Genomic DNA, 18,395 nt, shown 5'->3' with positions numbered 1-18,395 from the left:
CCTATGCCACGCTTCAACCCGCGGGACACATCGCCGACACACGGGATTCACGAAGCGTGCGACGACCGGGGCCCCTGCCCGGTGTCGTCCGGTGTCATCTGGACCCAGTCCCGGAGAGGGGACCTCCCATGCAGTTCGACCTGCCACTACCGGAGTTGCACGCCTTCCGCTCGCCCGCCGCGGCGCCCGACGACTTCGACGCCTTCTGGTCGAGGACCCTCGCCGAGGCCGCCGCCCATCCGCTCGACCCGCGGTTCACCCCGATGTCCACCCGGCTGTCCACCATCGACGTGTACGACGTGTCCTTCGGCGGCTTCGCCGGACAGCGGATCGCCGCCTGGCTGATGGTGCCGCGCAACGGCGTGCGCCCGCTGCCCGCCGTGGTGGAGTATCTGGGCTACACCGGCGGACGCGGCAAGCCCAGCGAGTCCCTGATGTGGAGCGCCGCCGGCTACGCCCACCTGCTGGTGGACTGCCGCGGCCAGGTCGGCGCGGACACCCCCGACCTCGGCGTGACCGGGGCGCCGCAGGCCGGCGGGCTGGTGACCCGCGGCATCGAGGACCCGGACGACTACTACTACCGGCGGGTGTTCACCGACGCGGTGCGCGCGGTGGACGCGGTGCGGGAGTTCGACGTCGTCGACCCCGAACGGGTCCTGGTGGCCGGCGGCAGCCAGGGCGGCGGCATATCCCTGGCGGTCGCGGGACTGCGGTCGGACGTCATCGGGATGATCAGCGACGCGCCGTTCCTGTGCGACATCATGCGCTGCGCCACGATCACCGACGACGCGCCCTACTCGGAGCTGCGCGACTACCTGCGGGTCCAGCGCGACAAGGTGGAGCGCGCCGAGCGCACCGTCTCCTACCACGACGGGGTGCACTTCGCCGCGCGCGCGACCGCCCCCGGCTTCTTCTCCGTCGGCCTGATGGACACCGTCTGCCCGCCCTCCAGCGTCTTCGCCGCGCACAACGCCTACGGCGGCACCAAGCGCATCCAGGTCTGGCCGTTCAACGGCCACGAGAACGGCATGGGATACCTGCGCGAACTGCACCTGGAGTTCGCCAACTCCCTCGCCAAGCCCGAGGCGGTCGCCGGATGAGCGCGACGGACATGACCGGCGCCACCGGGACGGAGAGCGTTTTCCCGTACCGCTTCGAGCGGCTCGGCACCGTGATGAGCCCGGACCCCGACGACCCGGCCGAGGCCGAGGGCACCCTCAACCCCGGCGGCGCGCTCGCCCCGGACGGCGGCATCGTGCTGTTCCCGCGGATCGTGGCCGAGGGCAACGTCTCGCGGATCTCCCGCGCCACCGTCGCCTTCGCCGGCGGCGTCCCGACCGGCGTGCACCGCGCGGGCACCGTGCTGGAACCCGACCGCAGCTGGGAGCGGGCCGACGACCACGCCGGCGTCGAGGACCCCCGGGTCACCCGGGTCGACGCCCTCGACTGCTGGCTGATGACGTACGTCGCCTACGGGCCGCTCGGCCCGCGCACCGCCCTCGCGGTCTCCTCCGACCTCACCGGCTGGCGCCGGCTCGGCCCGCTAGTCTTCGTCTACGACGACGCGGCCGACGTCGAGCTGAACCTGGTCTGGAACAAGGACGTGGTGATCCTGCCCGAGCCGGTGACCGGCCCGAACGGCCGCCCCGCGCTCGCGGTGCTGCACCGCCCGATGTGGGGCGAGGCGCTCGACGGCGGCCGGCTGGGCCGGTACCTCCCCGGCGGTCACGACGGCGGCGGACTGTCGGTGTGGCTGTCGTACGTCGACCTCGACGCGGCCCGCGCCGACCGGAGCATGCTGACCGTGCTCACCGGCCACCGCGAGGTCATGCGGCCGGAACAGCCCTGGGAGCAGACCAAGATCGGGGCGGGGCCGCCGCCGGTCCGGGTGCAGGGCGGCTGGCTGCTGCTCTACCACGGCGTCAGCCCCACCGGCGACGGCGGCCAGTCCTACCGGGCCGGCGCCGCGCTCCTCGACGCCGACGACCCCGGCCGCGTCCTGGCCCGCACCAGGCAGCCGCTGCTGGAACCGGAGTCGCCCGAGGAGGTCGCCGGCACCGTCGACAACGTTGTTTTCCCCACCGCGCTGCTGCCGCACGAGACCGGACTGCTGTGCTTCTACGGCATGGCCGACGCGCGGATCGGCGCCGCCCGCCTGGTGCGCGCGGCCGGCCGCCCCGCCCCCGCGACCGGCACGGCACGGGCCTGCCGCGCCGCGCTCGCCGGATTCCCCGGACCCGCGGGCCCCGCCGGGGGCGAACGGCGATGACGGCCACCAGAATCGCCACCGCGGCCGGCCGCGCCGCGGACACCGGCCGCGACGACGACGCGGCCCGCTCGCGCCGGCGGCGCGGCGCCCTGCGGGAGTTCGTCACCGGGCACCTGTTCATCGCGCCGGCCATCGTGGGACTCGGCCTGCTCGCCGTGTATCCGCTGGTCACCTCCGGATACCACGCCTTCACCGACTGGAACGGCCTGACCGCCGCCAAGTGGACCGGCTGGGACAACTTCGACTACGTGCTGAACCGGGACCCGACCTTCTGGCCGTCGCTGCGCGCCACCGGCCTGTTCGTGCTGATGAGCGTGCCGGCCTCACTGGTCATCGGCCTCGCGCTCGCGGTGCTGGTCAACCGGCCGCTGCGCGGCGTGCGGATCTTCCGCACCATCTTCTACCTGCCGGTGGTGCTGCCGTCGGTGGCCGTCCTCGCACTGTGGAAGTACATCTACGACCCGCAGTACGGCCTGGCCAACAAGGTGCTGCACACGCTCCACCTGCCGACCAGCGTCTGGCTCGGCAGCACCAAGATGGCCATGCCCGCGGTGGTGCTGGTCGGCCTGTGGGGCATCGGCGGCACCATGATGATCTTCCTGGCCGGCCTCCAGGCGGTGCCCAGCGAGCTGTACGAGGCCGCGCAGGTCGACGGCGCGGGACCGATCAGGACCTTCTTCCGGATCACCCTGCCGATGATCACCCCGGTACTGCTGCTCCAGCTCGTACTCCAGATCAACCTCACCTTCCAGACCTTCAACCAGATCGCCATCCTCACCAAGGGCGGCCCGGGCACCAGCACCGACGTCCTGATGTACAAGATCTACAACGACGGCTTCGGCAACTACCTGTCCTCGCCCCAACTCGGCTACGCCACCGCCGAGGTCTGGGTGCTGTTCGTGATCGTCATGCTCGTCACCGCGGTCACCCTGCGGTTCTCCTCGATCTGGGTCTACAGCAGCGAGGAGGGCGAGAAGTGACCACCGCCCGGCCCCCGGCGCAGACCCTGGCGATGCGCGTGCCGCTGCGCGCCTCCCGGGCCTGCTGGTACCTCCTGTGCGTCGTGCTCAGCGTCTCGATGCTGCTGCCCCTGGTGTGGATGGTCTCCATCGCGCTCAAGAGCGGCGCCGACGTCAACAAACTGCCGCCGCAGTTCCTGCCGCACGAATTCCGCTTCTCCAATTTCGTCGACGGCCCGCGCAGCGTGAACTTCTACCGGCTGCTGCTCAACACCGCCATCATCACCGTGCTGTCGACCGTCGGCTCGGTGGTCTCCTCGATGCTCGTCGGATACGGTCTGGCACGCATCAGATTCCGCGGCCGCAAATTCTGGTTCTACGCCTTCACCGCGAGCATGTTCCTGCCGCCGATGGTCGGGCTGATCCCGCTGCAGCACCTGTGGATCGACCTCGGACTCATCGACACCTGGGTCCCGCTCATCCTGCCGGCCTTCCTCGGCTCGCCGGTCTTCGTGTTCCTGGCCCGCCAGTACTTCCTGTCCATCCCCTTCTCCCTGGACGAGGCCGCGAAGATCGACGGCGCCAGCCACCTGCGGATCTTCTGGTCCATCATGGTCCCGCTCACCCGCCCGGTGTGGATGACGATGGCCGTGCTCTCCTTCCAACTGGCCTGGAACGACTACCTCAACCCGCTGGTGTACCTCCAGACCCCGAGCCGCTTCACGCTGTCGATGGGCATGGCCAGCTTCGTCAGCGACACCGCCGGCGGATCGACCTCCCAGTACAACCTGTTCATGGCGACCAACCTGCTCTACATGCTGCCGCCGCTGCTGCTCTTCTTCTTCGCGCAGCGCTATTTCATGCAGGGCATCGGCGCCCTCGGCATGAGCTCCAAGTAATTCCATCCCCTGTGCGGTACCCGCCCGACGGTACCGGGAGGTAATTCTCGTGAAGATACGCGCGCTCGGCGTGGCGGCAGCCGCCACCGCCCTGGCCACCACCGCCGCATGCGGTTCCAGCGGCGCCTCGCACTCCGCGTCCACGGTGACCTGGATGTCCTGGGAGACCACCCAGACCAACAGCGCGATGGACGCCGCGTTCACCGCGTTCACCAAGTCCTCGGGCATCACCATGAAGCGCCAGGCCGCGCCCAACGCCGACTACGCGCAGAAGCTCGCCTCGCTGATCATGTCCAAGAAGATGCCGGACTTCTTCTGGTGCAGCAACGTCGAGGAGCAGACCCTCGCCTCGCAGGGCCTGCTCTACGACTGGACCGACCACGCCAAGAAGAACCAGGGAATCGACCTGGCCAAGTTCTCACCCGGCTCGCTGGACTCCTGGTACGCCAAGGGCAAGCTCTACGGCATCCCCACGCTCGCCAACACCTACGGCGTCTTCTACAACAAGAAGCTCTTCGACGCCGCCGGGGTGAGCGTGCCCAAGGCCGGCTGGACCTACGACGAGATGTTCGCCGACGCGGCGAAGCTCACCGGCAAGGGCGGCGCCAAGCAGGGCCTGGTCACCCAGTGGACGCTGCTGGACAGCCCGTTCGGCCTGGCCCAGTACGCGGTGTCCGCCGGCGGGCAGCCGCTGGCCCCGACCGCGACCGGCGTCACGCACGTCACCGCCGACCCCAAGGTGGTGGAGGCCGCCAAGCGCTACGCCGCCGCGACCAAGGCCGGCCAGATCACCTACCCGGACACCAGCACGCAGAACGCCGCCGCCTCCTTCGCCAACGGCTCCATCCCGATGATGTTCGGCGGCCAGTGGCTCGCGCAGACCATGGTCACCGACAAGCCCTCCTTCGACTGGGGCTTCGTGCCGATGCCGCGGGTGGACAAGAACGTGCAGCCCACCGAGACCAACGGCGTCTGCTCGCCGGCCACCCTCGGCAACCCCGACCAGGTGTGGAAGGCGCTGTCGTACCTGGAGACCGACGTCTTCAACGAGACGATGCGCAAGGTGCCGGTGGCGCCGATCGCGTACCTGCCCGGTTCGACCGGCTACTTCGAGGGGCTGGCCGGCCAGGGCGACGGCCCCGCCGTCATGGCCGCCTCGGTCAAGTACGAACTGAACGCGCCCACCAAGGTGCAGACCGGCTTCATGGAGCCGTGGTCCACCAAGGCCACCGACATCGTCACCGCGATCTGGAACCCGGCGGTCGGCGGCAAAACCGACACCGAGGCCGGCGTGGCCAAGGCCATCGCGCAGATCAACGCGCTGGCGAGCGGCACGTGACCCGCACGGCCGCCCTCCTCCCCGCTCCACCGTCCTCGACAAGGGAGACGCACGGATGAGACAGACCAGACGGACACGATCAGCGGCACGGGCGATACCGAGACGCGCCGGAACCAGGCTCCGGCTGCCGCTGGCGGTCGTCGGCGCCACCGCGGCGCTGGTCACCGCGGTGGCGACCCCCGGCGCCGCCGCGCAGCCCGCGCCGCCGCCCGGCCGCACCCTCAGCGTCACCGCCAGCGCGCCGCTGCCCGCGCTGCGGCAGGAGTCCCACGTCGTCGGCCGCGACAACGGCCAGAGCGCCGGCTACCAGGGCCGTTCGGTGTGGATCTTCGACGACACCATGCTGCGGGACCCCGAGGGCTTCCTGTCCAACAGCGGCGCCGTCACCGCCGACCTGGACGCCCGCGACGGCATCGACCTGACCTCCACCACCCCGTTCAGCACCGCGGACACCGGCGCGCCCACCGAGCTGATGCCGCTCACCAGGGCCGAGCGCGACTTCACCGACGCGCACGCCCAGCCCTGCGCGACCGGCGACGACTACTGCGGCACCGTGTTCGGCTTCTGGCCCGGGCCGGTCGTCGCCGACCCGGCCCGGCACCGCATCATCTTCTCCTACGGCAAGCTCTGCCGCGGCGCCCCGGACGGCACACCCTGCGCGTCCGGCTTCGTCGGCACCGCACTGGGCACCGGCTTCGCCCAACTCGACATGCGCACCCACAAGGTCAGCCGGATCACCGTCGAGCACCCCGACCCCGCGGTCACCCACGCCGGCCCCGAGGGCGTCGACCCGGCGCTGATGTTCGCGCCCGGCAAGGAGTTCGCGAGCGGCTCGATGGTGCTGCGCGACGGCGTCATCTACGCCTACGGCCGCTGCGACACCACCGTCAACTCCTGCGCGCTGGCGAAGGTCCCGGCCGCCCGCATCCAGGACCGCCTGGCCTGGCGCTACTACACCGGCAGCACCCCCGACGGGAGCCCGGTGTGGTCCACCGACCCCGACGCCGCGGTCCCGGTCGGCGCGGGCAACGGCCCGGCCGGCTCCACCGTCCAGTACGTACCGGCGCTGCACGGCTACCTCGACACGTACATGAGCCTGTTCGACAACGTCGGCCGCTACCAGACCGCCCCCACCCCCTGGGGCCCGTGGACCGAGGCCAAGCCGATGTTCACCGGCCTGCCCACCGACCAGCTCTGGGACTACGCGATGTTCGCGCACCCCGAGTACGCGCGCCGCGGCGGGCTCACCCAGTTCTTCAGCTACTACCGCCCGCAGGACGGCTCCCAGCAGCTCGTCCGCGTGGACTTCGACCTGGCGAAGCAGTCCTGAGCACCCCGACCCCGACAGGCCGCGGGGCGGCGGCACCTCGCGCCGCCGCCCCGCGGCGCCCCCACCCCTGGAGGATGGTCATGTTCCCTTCGTCGTCGACGCACCGCCCCCGACGCCGAGCGCTGCTCGGCCTCTCCGCCGCTGCCGCCGCCCTCGCCCTCGCGGTGAGCGCACCCGACGCCACCGCCGTCTCCGCGCCGACCGTGGCCGGCGCGCAGGACCTCGGCGTCATCGCCCAGAACTCCCACATCCTGTTCAACGGCGCCTTCGTCTCCGGCCGCGACAACGGCCAGAGCACCGGCTACCAGGGCCACTCGGTGTGGATCTTCAACGACACCGCCCTGACGGACAACAGCCTGCTCACCAACAGCGGCGCGATGACCGACGACCTCAACGGCGCCGACGGCATCACGCTCACCTCCGCCTCGCCCTACACCAGCACCGACACCGGCGTGCCGGACTCGCTCATCCCCATGACGCTCAACGAGTACGCCTTCCAGGCCACCCACAACAACGGCTGCACCACCGCCTCCGACACGTACTGCGGCTCGGTCTTCGCCTACTGGCCCGGCGCGATCGTCGCCGACCCGGTCCGGCACCGGCTGCTCACCTTCTACGGCAAGCTCTGCCGCGGCCAGAGCACCGAGGGCGCGCCCTGCTACAACGGCTTCGCGGGCCAGGAACAGGGCAACGGCGTCGCCGCCATCGACATGGACTCCCACACCGTCACCCGGCTCGACGCCCAGAACATGCCGGCCCCCGTGCACACCGTCGACGGCGACGACGCCACCATGCTCTTCGGCCCCGGCCAGGGCTACGGCAACAACTCCGCGTTCGTCTCCGGCGACACCCTCTACGGCTACGGCCACTGCGAGAACTTCCGCTGCCGGCTCGGCCGGGTGCCGCTGGCCTCGGTCCAGGACCGCGCCCAGTGGACCTTCTACGCCGGCGACAGCAACGGCCAGCCGGTATGGACCTCCGACGAGTCCCGCGCCGTCCAGGTGCTGGACTCCGGCGGCGCCGGCGGCACCGTGCAGTGGGTCCCCGGCCTGAACGCCTGGCTCGACACCTACATGGCACCGCTGTCGAACACCGCGCAGTACGAGACCGCCGCCGACCCCTGGGGCCCGTGGTCCGCGCCCACGACGATGTTCACCGGCCGCACACCGTCCGGCGGCGTCGACTACGCGCTCTACGCGCACCCCGAGTACGCCCAGAACAACGGGCTGACCCAGTACATCAGCTACTACCAGCCCGGCACCGGCTACCAGATCCTGGAGCGCGTGGACTTCACCGCCGGAGGCTGAACGCGGCCCCGCCCGGGTACGGTGCACTCCTGCGCGTCCGGCGCCGCCGCCACGCCCGGCGGCGGCGCCGGACGCCCGCGGGGTCCGCGCCGCCCGCCGGAGCGGCCCCGCACGCGGACGACACGGCGGAAGCGGAAGGGGAGTGCGCGATGCGGATCCTGCTGGTGGGCGCGGGCGGCGTCGGAGGCGCGATCACCGCGATCGCCGCCCGCCGCCACTTCTTCGAGCTGATGGTCGTCGCCGACCACGACGGCGAGCGCGCGGCCCGGGCGGTCCGCGCGGCCGGCGACCCGCGCCTGGTCGCCGCCCGCGTCGACGCGGCCGACCGCGCCGCGGTCCGCTCTCTGCTGGCCGAGCACCACTGCGACGTGCTGCTCAACGCCACCGATCCGCGCTTCGTCATGCCGCTGTTCGAGGAGGCGCTGGCCGCCGGCGCCCATTACCTCGACATGGCGATGTCGCTCTCGCGCCCGCACCCCGAGCGGCCGCACGAGCTGACCGGGGTCAAGCTCGGCGACGAGCAGTTCGCCCTCGCCGAGCGCTGGCGGGACTCCGGCCGCCTGGCCCTCGTCGGCATGGGCGTCGAACCCGGCCTGTCCGACGTCTTCGCCCGCTACGCCGCCGACGAGCTGTTCGACGCGATCGACGAGATCGGCGTACGCGACGGCGCGGACCTCACCGTCGACGGCTACGGCTTCGCACCGTCGTTCTCCATCTGGACCACCATCGAGGAGTGCCTCAACCCGCCGGTCGTCTACGAGGCGGACCGCGGCTGGTTCACCACCGAGCCCTTCAGCGAGCCGGAGGTCTTCGACTTCCCGGCCGGCATCGGACCGGTGGAGTGCGTCAACGTCGAGCACGAGGAGGTGCTGCTGATGCCGCGCTGGCTCGACGCGCGCCGGGTGACGTTCAAGTACGGCCTCGGGCAGGAGTTCATCGACGTCCTGAAGACGCTCCGCAAACTGGGCCTGGACCGCACCGAGCCGGTCCGGGTCGGCGCCGCGTCCGTCTCCCCGCGCGACGTGGTCGCCGCCTGCCTGCCCGACCCCGCCCGCCTCGGCGACCGCATGCGCGGCCGGACGTGCGCCGGCACCTGGGTCAGGGGCAGCCGCGACGGCCGACCGCGCGAGGTGTACCTCTACCACGTCGCCGACAACGAGCGGACGATGGCCGAGTACGGCTGCCAGGCCGTCGTCTGGCAGACCGCGATCAACCCCGTCGTCGCCCTCGAACTCCTCGCCACCGGCGCCTGGACCGCCACCGGGGTCCTCGGCCCCGAGGCCCTGGCCCCGCGCCCCTTCCTCGACCTGCTCACCGCGTACGGATCGCCGTGGGAGCTGCGCGAGATGTGAGGGCCGCGCCCCGGCGGACAGCAGGACGCCTTCCGGCGCCGCGCGCCGGCGTCGTCCGCGGGGGAGGGGGCGGCGCCGCGGCGGCCCGCTGCGACCCGGGCGTCGACGCGGCCCCGGCCGCGCGCGGGCGGCGTTGCGGTCGTGCCCGGGCGGCGCCCCGCCGGTTACGGTGGACGGCGGGCGAGCCGGTCGCGGTCCCGGGTGGGGGCGCCGCCCGGACCCCGCCGACCGCCCGCCCCCGACCGCCCGCCCCGCCGGGCGGCCCGCACCGACAGCCGAGGAGCGCACCCCGCGTGAACGCACCCGCGTCCCCCCGCAGGATCGGCCTGGGCCTTGCCGCCGTCGGCCGGCCCGGCTACCTCAACCTCGGGCGCGAGCGCGACCTGCCGCGGGACCGCGGCGTGGACGCCATGCGCCGGCGGGTGCACGACCTGCTGGACGCCGCGTGGGCCGCCGGGGTCCGGCACATCGACACCGCGCGGTCGTACGGGCGGGCCGAGGAGTTCCTCGCGCAGTGGCTGCGCGACCGCGGCGACCTCCCCGGCCTGATCGTCTCCAGCAAGTGGGGCTACACCTACACCGCCGACTGGCGCACCGACGCCGCCACGCACGAGGTCAAAGAGCACAGCCTCGCCGCGTACCGGCGCCAACTCGCCGAGACCCGGCGGCTGCTGGGGGACCGGCTGACCGTCTACCAGGTGCACTCGGTGACCCCGGACAGCCCCGTCCTCACCGACCGGACGCTCCAGCGCGCCCTCGCCGCCCTCGCCGCCGAGGGCGTCACCGTGGGACTGTCGGCCAGTGGGCCCGCGCAGGGCGACGCGATCCGCGCCGCGCTCGCGCTGACGGTCGACGGCGAACCGCTGTTCCGCAGCGTCCAGGCCACCTGGAACCTCCTGGAACCGTCCGCGGGCCCGGCGCTGGCCGAGGCGCACGACGCGGGCCGGGCGGTCATCGTCAAGGAGGCGATGGCCAACGGCCGCCTCGCGGCGCCCGACCCGCGCGCGGCACGCGTGCTGGACCCGGTGGCCGGGGCGACGGGCGCGGGGTACGACGCCCTCGCGCTGGCCGCGGCGCTGCACCGGCCGTGGGCCGACGTGGTGCTGTCCGGCGCCGCGACCACCGCGCAGCTCGCCTCCAACCTCACGGCCGCGGACCTGACCCTCACCGACGAGCAGGCCGCCGCCCTGGACGCCCTCGCCGAGCAGCCCGAGGCGTACTGGGCCCACCGCGCGGCGCTGCCCTGGACCTGACGGGCCCGCCGGCGCCGCACGTCCCGCGCCGCGGGCGGTTCCCTCTCCGCCGGCATGTTCCGTCCGGTGCACGGGGGTTGACCCTCCGCGACGCGGCCCGTTACGTTGGCATGACAGATACCTGACAACGTTGTCACCTCATCGCACTCCCGCCCCGCCGCACGAGCGTCCCTGGACAACGTTGTCGACGATGCGCCCACGGCCATGAGGAGGAGTGTCCATGCTGTCCCTGCGCAGATGCGCCACGCTCGCCGCGCTGCTGCTGGCCGCCGCCGGGCCGCCGTTGTCCGCGGCCGCGGCGGCACCCGCGGCCCCGGCCACCGGCGCGGCCCCCGCCACCGGCGCGTCGCCCGGCGCCGGCTGGACCGGCACCTGGGCCGCCGCGGCGAACGGCGGCACCGGCACCACCGGCTACGCCGGCTACACGATCCGCAACCTGGTGCACACCAGCGTCGGCGGGGAGCGGGTGCGGGTGAAGCTCTCCAACGCCTTCGGCACCGCGCCCGTGCTCTTCGCGCACACCACCGTCGGCCTGCAGCGACTGCCCGGCAGCGCCGCGATCGCGCCGCGCACCCTGCGCACGCTGACCTTCGGCGGGCAGCGCGCGGTGACCGTGCGGGCCGGCCAGGAGGTCTACAGCGACCCGGTCGACCTGCCGATCGCCGCCGCCGACGACCTGTTCGTCAGCACCTTCACCCCCGACCCGTCCGGCCCGGTGACCTACCACGACGCCGGCATGTCCACCTCGTACTACGCCACCGACGGCACGGACCACGCCGCGGACCTCTCGGCCGCGGGCCTCCCCGACACCACCGGTTCCTGGCACTACGTCACCGAGGTCGACGTGCAGCCCGGCGGGGCGCAGGCCACGGCGGGCGCCGGCTCCGTCGTCGCCCTGGGCGACTCGATCACCGACGGCATCGGCTCGACCTCCGGCGCGGACCGGCGCTGGCCCGACCTGCTCTCGGCCCGGCTGCGGGCGAGCCACGGCCCGGCGAGCCGGCTCGGCGTCATGAACGCCGGCATCAGCGGCAACCGGGTGCTCACCGACGGCGCCGGCCAGGCCGCGGTCACCCGCCTGGACCGGGACGTGCTGCGGCGCGCGGGCGTCCGTACCGTGATCGTGCTGGAGGGCATCAACGACATCCAGCTGATCCCCGGCCAGGGCGACGCCGACCAGATCATCGCCGGCCTGCACGACATCGCCGACCGCTCGCACGCGGCCGGGCTGCGGGTGCTGGGCGCGACGCTCACGCCGTTCGAGGGCTGGGGCACGTACAGCCCGGCGCAGGAAGGCGCCCGCGAGGCGGTCAACAGCTGGATACGCGACAGCGGCGTGTTCGACGCCGTGGTGGACTTCGACGCCGCGGTGCGCGACCCGGCGGACCCGCACCGGATGCTGCCCGCCTACGACAGCGGCGACCACCTGCACCCGGGCGACGCGGGCTACCAGGCGATGGCCGACTCCGTCGACCTCGGCGCCCTCGGCCGCCCCGGCCCCGCCCGCCCGGCGCCGGCCCACCGCCCGCAGCGCTCCCTGTCGGTCGCCGCGTCGCCGCAGCGGGCGGTCGCGCTGGCCGGCCGCGCCGCGACCCTGCCGTTCGTCACGCGGACCACCGTCCAGGCGCAGGGCACGGTGCGCGGCACGGTCACCGCGACCCTCGACGGCAGGCCGCTCGGCAAGGGCCTCACGCACTCCTTCAGCGTCCGCAGCGACGGGCGCTTCGCCCAGGTCGACGTCGCGCAGGACGTCCCGGTGCCGGCCGGCGCGACGCCGGGCGAGCACCATGTCGCCTTCACCGTGCGCACCGTCGCGGGCGGGCGGACCTCGACCGCCGTGTCCGACGCCGTCCTCGACGTGCGGAGCCTGGGCTGCGGCGCGGCCGGCGACGCCTGCCCGGTCGACCTGAGCGGCGCCTACGACCGCGACGCGATCGCCACCGCCGCGCACCCCGACGACGGCGACTTCGACGACCTGGGCTGGAGTTACGCCGCGGAGACGCTCCCGGCCGCGGGGCCGCAGGTGCTGGCCGGCACGCCGTTCGACTTCCCGTCCTCGGCCGACGGGGTGAAGAACGCGGTCACCGCGCGCGGCCAGACCCTCGCGCTGCCGGCTCTGCGCGCGGACCGGGCGCGGCTGCTCGGGGCCGCCTCGGGCGGCTCGGCCGACGCCGTCGCCACCGTCACGTACACCGACGGCACCACCGCCGATGTGCCGCTCGGCTTCAGCGACTGGGCCGCGGGCAGCCCGCGGTCCGGCGAGGACGTCGCGGTCGCGGCGGCGTACCGCTACAAGGCCGGCGCCGGCCGGGACGGACCGGCCGTCACGATCTTCGCCCGTACGCTCCCGCTGGACCCGAACCGGACGGTCAGCTCCCTCACGCTCCCGGACCAGGCCCGGTTGAAGCTGTTCGCGGTGACGCTCGACCAGGCCGGCAGCTGAGCGCCGAGCAACGACCCTGACCGGGACGCCGGTTCCCGGTTAGGGTCGCCGCATGGGTGTGGTGATCGCGTTGAACTACCCGGCTGCCGTTCCGGCCGGGCACACGGTAGAGGTGACCGAGTTCGTCGACACGCGGCCGGAGCGCAAGCGGCTGCGCCGGCCGGACTTCGCCGAGGCCAGGGCTGTCCCGTCGTCCTCGACCTGGACACCGGCATCCGGTACATGAACCACGCGCACGCCAGCCGGCTGACCAACGGCGGCATGGCCGCCGTCGGCCGCGCGTACCCGCTGGAGCCGCTCGCCGACCTGCCCGTCCGCCGGGTCTACCGGGCCAGGGTCCTGGCCTGCACGCTGGTGATGATCGAGGCGTACGACAACCAGCACACCTCGCTCCTGGTCGAGCCGCTCGAGCCGCTCGAGTAGGCCCGCGGCCGGAGCTCCCGCGGGTCCCGGCGAGGTCCAGCCGTCACCGGGACCCGCCGGAGCGCGTACCGGGCGATGCCGCCGGGGCGGCGCCGCGCGGGTGGTCGCCGTCGGCGCCCGCCGCGGCGGCGAGCGCGTCCAGGGTCGACCGGTGCGGCTGGTCCAGCACGGCCCGCGACTCGTCGACGAGGCCGGTCAGCCGGGCGACCTCGGCATCGGTCAGCCGCTCGGCGACCTCCGCGGCGGCGACGTTCGCGCGCAGGTGGCCCGGGTCCGCGGTGCCGGGGATCACGACCACGGCGGGGGAGCGGCGCAGCAGCCAGGCGAGCGCGACCTGTGCGGGCGTGGCGCCCAGGCGCCGCGCCGGACCGGTCAGCTCCTCGTGGCCTGCCAGCCGCCCCGAGGCCAGCGGGAAGTACGGCACGAAGAGGACGCCGTGCGCCTCGCAGTCGGCGAGCACCTGCACGCCGCTGCGGTCCAGCAGGTTGAACCGGTTCTGCACCGCCGCGATCGGCGTCATCCGCCGCGCCCTGGCCAGCGCCTGCGGCGACGCGCCGGACAGGCCGATGCGGCGGACCAGCCCCTGCTCGCGCAGTTCCACGAGCACGCCGAGCCGTTCCTCCAGCGGCACCTGACTCGGGGGGCCGGGGAAGTCGCCGCCGAGCCGCAGATACGTCAGCTCGCTCGCCTCCGCGCCCAGATCCTCCAGCGCCTCGTAAACCTGCCGGCGGATCGTCTCCGGCCGGTCCGCGACGATCCACTCGCGACCGGGACCGCGCTCCGCGCCGACCTTGTTGCCGATGACCACGTCCTCGGGGAAGGGCCGCAGCGCCTCGCCGATCAGCCGGTTCACCGTGCGCGGCCCGTACGCGTTGGCGGTGTCGAAGAACGTCACGCCCAGATCGACCGCGAGGCGCAGCACCTCCTTCGCCGCCTCGGGGTCGTCGGGCGGTCCCCACACGTTCGGCCCGGCCAGTTGCATCGCGCCGTACCCGACTCGGTTCATGGTCGTTCTCCCTCGATCGCTGCCGTCCGGACGCATCACCGCGCACGCATCACCGCGCACGCATCACCGCGCGCCGCGCTCGCATCGCCGTTCCCGGCCCGCGCGCCGCCGCCCGATCGGGCGTCCGGTGTTCCGTATCGGTGCCACGCGCTTTTCCGTAGCGCTGATTCGTTCCAGCGATACGCGCAATGCCGTAGCATTGCAACCGTGGACGACGACGCGAAGAGCCGGACCCGGCGGCAGATCCTCGAAGCGGCGGCGGGCATCCTGGAGCGCGAGGGCGCCCAGGCGGTCTCGACGCGCTCGGTCGCCGCGGCGGCCGGCATCCGCGCCGCGTCCCTCTACCAGCTCTTCGGCGACAAGGACGGCCTCCTCGCGGCCCTGGCCGTCCACGCCTTCGACCTCTACCTCGCCGAGAAGCGGACGCTGGAGCGCACCGACGACCCGGTCGCCGACATGCGCCGCGGCTGGGACGTCCACGTCGACTTCGGTCTGCGCCACCCGGCCTTCTACGTCCTGATGTTCGGCACCGACCGGCCGGGCCACCGCCCGCACGCCGCGGACCAGGCGCACGACCTGCTGCTGACCTTTCTGGACCGGGCCGCGGCGGCGGGCCGCCTGCGGGTCCCGCCGCCGCTCGCCGCGCAGCTCTTCCTGGCCGCGGCGACCGGCGTCACCCTGTCGCTGCTCGCCGTCTCCGCGCGCGAGCGCGACCTCGACGCCTCCACGAGGATGCGCGAGATGCTCGTGGCCGCGCTGACCGAGGCGCCGGACGCCCCCGGCGGGGCTGCCGGCCCGGTCGCGCCCGGACTCGCGCCCCGCGCGCTCGCCCTGGACGCGGCGCTGGCGGAGGCGACCGGCGGTGCGGGCGCGGGCGGGGACGGGCGCGCGGAGGACGCCGGGGGAGCCGCCCCCGGCGCGGGGACGGGCGTGCCGCTGAGCGCGACCGAGACGGCCTTGCTGAGGGACTGGCTCCACCGGCTGGCCCGCTGATCCCGGGCCGCGAAGCCCTGTTCCCACCGGCCCGCCCCGGCGTTCAGGAACCCGCCGACGCCGGGTCCGCGCCGGCGGGCGGCGCGGCTGTCGCGGGTGGTGCGGGTGGTGCGGGTGGTGCGAGAGGCCCCGGCGGGGTGGCCGGTGCGGGTGGTCGCGTGGCCGATGCGGGACCGGCCCCGAGCGCGCCTGGCGCGGGTGGCGCGAGGAGTCCTGGCGGGGTGGCCGGTGCGGGTGGTCGCGTGGCCGGTGCGCCCGGTGCAAGTGGCGCGAGGGGTCCCTCCGGCGGGGCCGAGGACGGCATGCGCGGCTCCGCCCGCGTACGCGCGTCGGGCCCGCGCAGGTCCGGCGTGCCCGCGCCGATCAGCACGACCGCCCCGAGGCAGAGCAGGCCGCCGGTGACCAGTGCCGCGGCTCCTGACGTGGCGTCGGCGACCAGGCCGCCGCGCATGTTGCCGAGGTCGGGGCCGGCCTGGCCGACGATCTGCTCGGCCGCGCCGACGCGGCCGAGCAGTTCCGGCGGGGTGTGCGCCTGGACGACCGTGCCGCGGGACACCACGGCGACGGTGTCGGCCGCCCCGGCGACCGCGAGGAGGGCCAGCCCGGCCCACGGGTTCGACGACAGTCCGAACGCGGTCAGCGCGGCGCCCCAGGACGCGGAGCCGCACAGCATCACCAGACCGGGCCGCGGCAGCCGGGTGAAGGTCCCGGAGAACAGCGACGCGGCGACGCCGCCGACCGCCACGGCCGTCAGGAACAGGCCGAGCGTGCGCGGACTCCCGCCGAAACGCTCGGCGTTGACCAGCGGGAAGAGGCTGACCGGCATCGACAGCACGGTGGTGGCCAGATCGGCGAGCAGCGCCCCGCGGACCACGGGCGTGCGGCCGAGGAAGGCCAGCCCGTCCAGCACCCCGCGCAGACCGGGCCGCGCGGGCTCGTCGCCGGGCGGCATCGGCGGCAGGCCGAACGCCCCGTACAGCGCGGCGGCGAAGGTCAGCGCGTCGATCAGATAGCAGCCGCCGACGCCCAGCGCCGCCACGGCCACCCCGCCGAGCGCGGGCCCCAGCAGCATCGCGCCCTGGAACGCGACCCGGTTGAGCGCGAGCCCCGCGGCCAATTGCTCCTTGGGCAGCAGCTGCGGGACGAAGGTCCGCGACGCCGGCCCCGCCCCGGCCGCGACGCACGACTGGAGGGCCAGCACGCCCAGCACCGCGCCGGCCGGCGCCTCCCGAACGGGCCCTGCGCCGCCAGCAGCAGCGAGCACGCCGCCTGGCCCGCGGTCGTCAGCAGGAAGAAGGCGCGGCGGTCCACCCGGTCCACCAGCGACCCGGCGAACAGCCCGAGCGCGACCAGCGGGACCGCCTGGACGAGTCCGACCGCGCCGGTCCACGCCGTGCTCCCGGTCGCCCGCCAGATCTGGAACATCACCGCGACCAGCGTCATCTGGCCGCCGAACGCGGACAGCGCGCGCCCGACCCACAGCCGCCGGAACGCCGCCGACGCACGCAGCGGCGCCACGTCGATCAGCGCGCTCCTCGCTCCCGCGCCGGTCGACGTCGCGCCGCTCAGCCCCACGCCGGGTCCTCGGCCAGCTTCTCGGCGATGCGGTCGCGGAAGCCGCGGCGGGCGAGCGCCTGCTCGATGTCGCCGACCACCCGCGACAGCGGGTACGGGATCTCCGCCTCCAGCTCCGCGATCGCCGCCTCGGTGGCCCGCCACTCCGCCGCCAGTCGGCCGACCTCGCGCCGCGCCTTGTCGGTGAGCGCCACCTTCTTGCTCCGCGCGTCGTCGCCCGCGACCGTCGTGACCCATCCGTCCCTGCGCATCGCGGCCACCTTCTGGCTCAGCGCCGAGTGCGTACGCTCCACCGACGCGGCCAGCTCGGTGATCGTCATCGGGCCCCGGGCGTGCAGCCGCAGCAGCTCCATCACATAGCTGGGCTTGAGCCCCTCGATCTGCTGCTCCGCGTAGAGCCGCCCGATCTCCGCGTCCATCGCCGCCTGGAGCAGCCGCAGGGGCCGCCACAGGCTCTGCTCGGTGGGGTCGGCCGACCGCTCGGGCGTGGCGCCGTGTCCGGCGCCGGGCGGTGTGCCGGGCGTCCCGCCGGATGTCGCCCCGGATGTCGCCCCGGATGTCTCGGCATCGCTCATGCCGACCACTGTAACAGTGCTTATATAAGGTCTGTCACGATGCCCCGGGACCGGCCGGCCGGGTCGGACCCCGGGTGCGCGGACCGGTCGGGCATGATGGGCGCCATGCCATCGATCGGTTCACGCAACTCGCTGCTGTCGCTGTGGTCCACCGACTCCGTGCTGTCGATCGGGTCGGCCGGGTCCGTGCTGTCCTTCGGGTCGGTGGGGTCCTTCGCCTCGGTGGGGTCGATCGGGTCGGCGATGTCGGTGCTGTCCGCGGGCTCGTTCCAGAGCCTGGGATCGTTCCTGTCCGGGCAGTCGGACCGCTCGGTGCTGAGCTGGCAGTCCCAGGACGCCGTCCTCGCACGGCGCACCAGCGGCGAACCCGGCCCCTGGGCCCCACGCCTCGCGGTCACCGCGGGCGGCGTCGCGGCGGCCGGCCTGCTCTGGTACGCGCTGCGGTCGCGCGCGACATCTTGACGGGGTCTCGTCAAAAGCCGACACTGCGATCCGGTCATGTTCCAACAGGTGCGCCCACATTGACACAGTGAGGCCGGGTGCGGCTGGTGGAACGTGATCGGTTCCGAGTGCTTCCCCCACCCCCAGGAGATGACCCATGGGTCGCCCGCGCCTCCTGCACTTCCCGCGCCTTCCGCGCGTGCCACATCCGCCGCGCCTCGTGCGCCTGCC

Annotated in this window: 16 protein-coding genes and 1 pseudogene; 14 read left to right on the top strand and 3 right to left on the bottom strand. The window is 73.9% G+C overall.

Features of this window, described 5'->3' with window-relative positions; translation table 11 throughout:
• Positions 1-128: 128 nt before the first annotated feature.
• From VSR01_RS02200 to VSR01_RS02145, 12 genes are all read left to right on the top strand, one after another.
• Positions 129-1,100 (top strand): acetylxylan esterase, encoded by a 972-nt coding sequence (locus VSR01_RS02200; RefSeq protein WP_326447598.1) that lies wholly within the window; start codon positions 129-131, stop codon positions 1,098-1,100.
• The gene (locus VSR01_RS02195; RefSeq protein ID WP_326447597.1) at positions 1,097-2,269 is read left to right on the top strand and encodes a glycoside hydrolase family 130 protein; all 1,173 of its coding nucleotides are present in this window, start codon (positions 1,097-1,099) and stop codon (positions 2,267-2,269) included. Before VSR01_RS02200 ends, VSR01_RS02195 begins: the two co-directional genes overlap by 4 nt.
• Positions 2,266-3,249 (top strand): carbohydrate ABC transporter permease, encoded by a 984-nt coding sequence (locus tag VSR01_RS02190; RefSeq protein WP_326447596.1) that lies wholly within the window; start codon positions 2,266-2,268, stop codon positions 3,247-3,249. Before VSR01_RS02195 ends, VSR01_RS02190 begins: the two co-directional genes overlap by 4 nt.
• Positions 3,246-4,127, top strand: a complete 882-nt coding sequence (locus VSR01_RS02185; protein WP_326447595.1) for a carbohydrate ABC transporter permease — start codon at positions 3,246-3,248, stop codon at positions 4,125-4,127. Before VSR01_RS02190 ends, VSR01_RS02185 begins: the two co-directional genes overlap by 4 nt.
• Before the next feature lie 49 nt (positions 4,128-4,176).
• Positions 4,177-5,466, top strand: coding sequence for an extracellular solute-binding protein (locus VSR01_RS02180; RefSeq protein ID WP_326447594.1), 1,290 nt, complete (start codon positions 4,177-4,179; stop codon positions 5,464-5,466).
• Positions 5,467-5,521: 55 nt separating this feature from the next.
• Positions 5,522-6,796, top strand: a complete 1,275-nt coding sequence (locus tag VSR01_RS02175; protein WP_326447593.1) for a DUF4185 domain-containing protein — start codon at positions 5,522-5,524, stop codon at positions 6,794-6,796.
• An 80-nt stretch (positions 6,797-6,876) separates the two neighbouring features.
• Positions 6,877-8,103 carry a DUF4185 domain-containing protein gene (locus VSR01_RS02170; RefSeq protein WP_326447592.1) on the top strand — a complete coding sequence of 409 codons (1,227 nt, stop codon included), beginning with the start codon at positions 6,877-6,879 and terminating at the stop codon, positions 8,101-8,103.
• A gap of 149 nt (positions 8,104-8,252) precedes the next feature.
• Positions 8,253-9,455, top strand: coding sequence for a saccharopine dehydrogenase family protein (locus VSR01_RS02165; RefSeq protein ID WP_326447591.1), 1,203 nt, complete (start codon positions 8,253-8,255; stop codon positions 9,453-9,455).
• A 293-nt stretch (positions 9,456-9,748) separates the two neighbouring features.
• Complete coding sequence (locus VSR01_RS02160; protein WP_326447590.1) at positions 9,749-10,708, top strand: aldo/keto reductase; 960 nt, start codon at positions 9,749-9,751, stop codon at positions 10,706-10,708.
• Between the two features lie 220 nt (positions 10,709-10,928).
• The gene (locus VSR01_RS02155; RefSeq protein ID WP_326447589.1) at positions 10,929-13,151 is read left to right on the top strand and encodes an SGNH/GDSL hydrolase family protein; all 2,223 of its coding nucleotides are present in this window, start codon (positions 10,929-10,931) and stop codon (positions 13,149-13,151) included.
• Between the two features lie 52 nt (positions 13,152-13,203).
• On the top strand, positions 13,204-13,377 hold the full coding sequence (locus VSR01_RS02150; RefSeq protein WP_326447588.1) for a hypothetical protein: 174 nt from the start codon (positions 13,204-13,206) through the stop codon (positions 13,375-13,377).
• Positions 13,374-13,574: a hypothetical protein gene (locus VSR01_RS02145; RefSeq protein WP_326447587.1), complete on the top strand. Its 201-nt coding sequence runs from the start codon at positions 13,374-13,376 to the stop codon at positions 13,572-13,574. Before VSR01_RS02150 ends, VSR01_RS02145 begins: the two co-directional genes overlap by 4 nt.
• A gap of 43 nt (positions 13,575-13,617) precedes the next feature.
• Here VSR01_RS02145 and VSR01_RS02140 read toward each other — a convergent pair whose 3' ends face one another.
• Positions 13,618-14,580 (bottom strand): aldo/keto reductase, encoded by a 963-nt coding sequence (locus tag VSR01_RS02140; protein ID WP_326447586.1) that lies wholly within the window; start codon positions 14,578-14,580, stop codon positions 13,618-13,620.
• A gap of 207 nt (positions 14,581-14,787) precedes the next feature.
• Between VSR01_RS02140 and VSR01_RS02135 the strand changes: the two genes are divergently transcribed.
• Positions 14,788-15,573: a TetR/AcrR family transcriptional regulator gene (locus tag VSR01_RS02135; protein ID WP_326447585.1), complete on the top strand. Its 786-nt coding sequence runs from the start codon at positions 14,788-14,790 to the stop codon at positions 15,571-15,573.
• Between the two features lie 286 nt (positions 15,574-15,859).
• Here the strand turns inward: VSR01_RS02135 and VSR01_RS02130 are convergent.
• Both VSR01_RS02130 and VSR01_RS02125 read right to left on the bottom strand, forming a co-directional pair.
• Positions 15,860-17,142, bottom strand: a pseudogene (locus VSR01_RS02130) (MFS transporter); the annotation flags it as partial.
• Positions 17,139-17,723, bottom strand: coding sequence for a MarR family winged helix-turn-helix transcriptional regulator (locus tag VSR01_RS02125; protein ID WP_326447584.1), 585 nt, complete (start codon positions 17,721-17,723; stop codon positions 17,139-17,141). The pseudogene VSR01_RS02130 and the gene VSR01_RS02125, both read right to left, overlap by 4 nt.
• A gap of 105 nt (positions 17,724-17,828) precedes the next feature.
• Here VSR01_RS02125 and VSR01_RS02120 point away from each other — a divergent pair, with 105 nt between their 5' ends.
• A complete protein-coding gene (locus VSR01_RS02120) occupies positions 17,829-18,185 on the top strand; it encodes a hypothetical protein (RefSeq protein ID WP_326447583.1) in 357 nt (118 codons plus the stop codon).
• The last annotated feature ends 210 nt before the right edge of the window (positions 18,186-18,395 follow it).

This window comes from Actinacidiphila sp. DG2A-62, from assembly GCF_035825295.1.
Taxonomy (GTDB): Bacteria; Actinomycetota; Actinomycetes; order Streptomycetales; family Streptomycetaceae; genus Actinacidiphila.
Note: the sequence above shows the minus strand (reverse complement) of the source record. Positions and strands in the feature narration are given on the sequence as shown.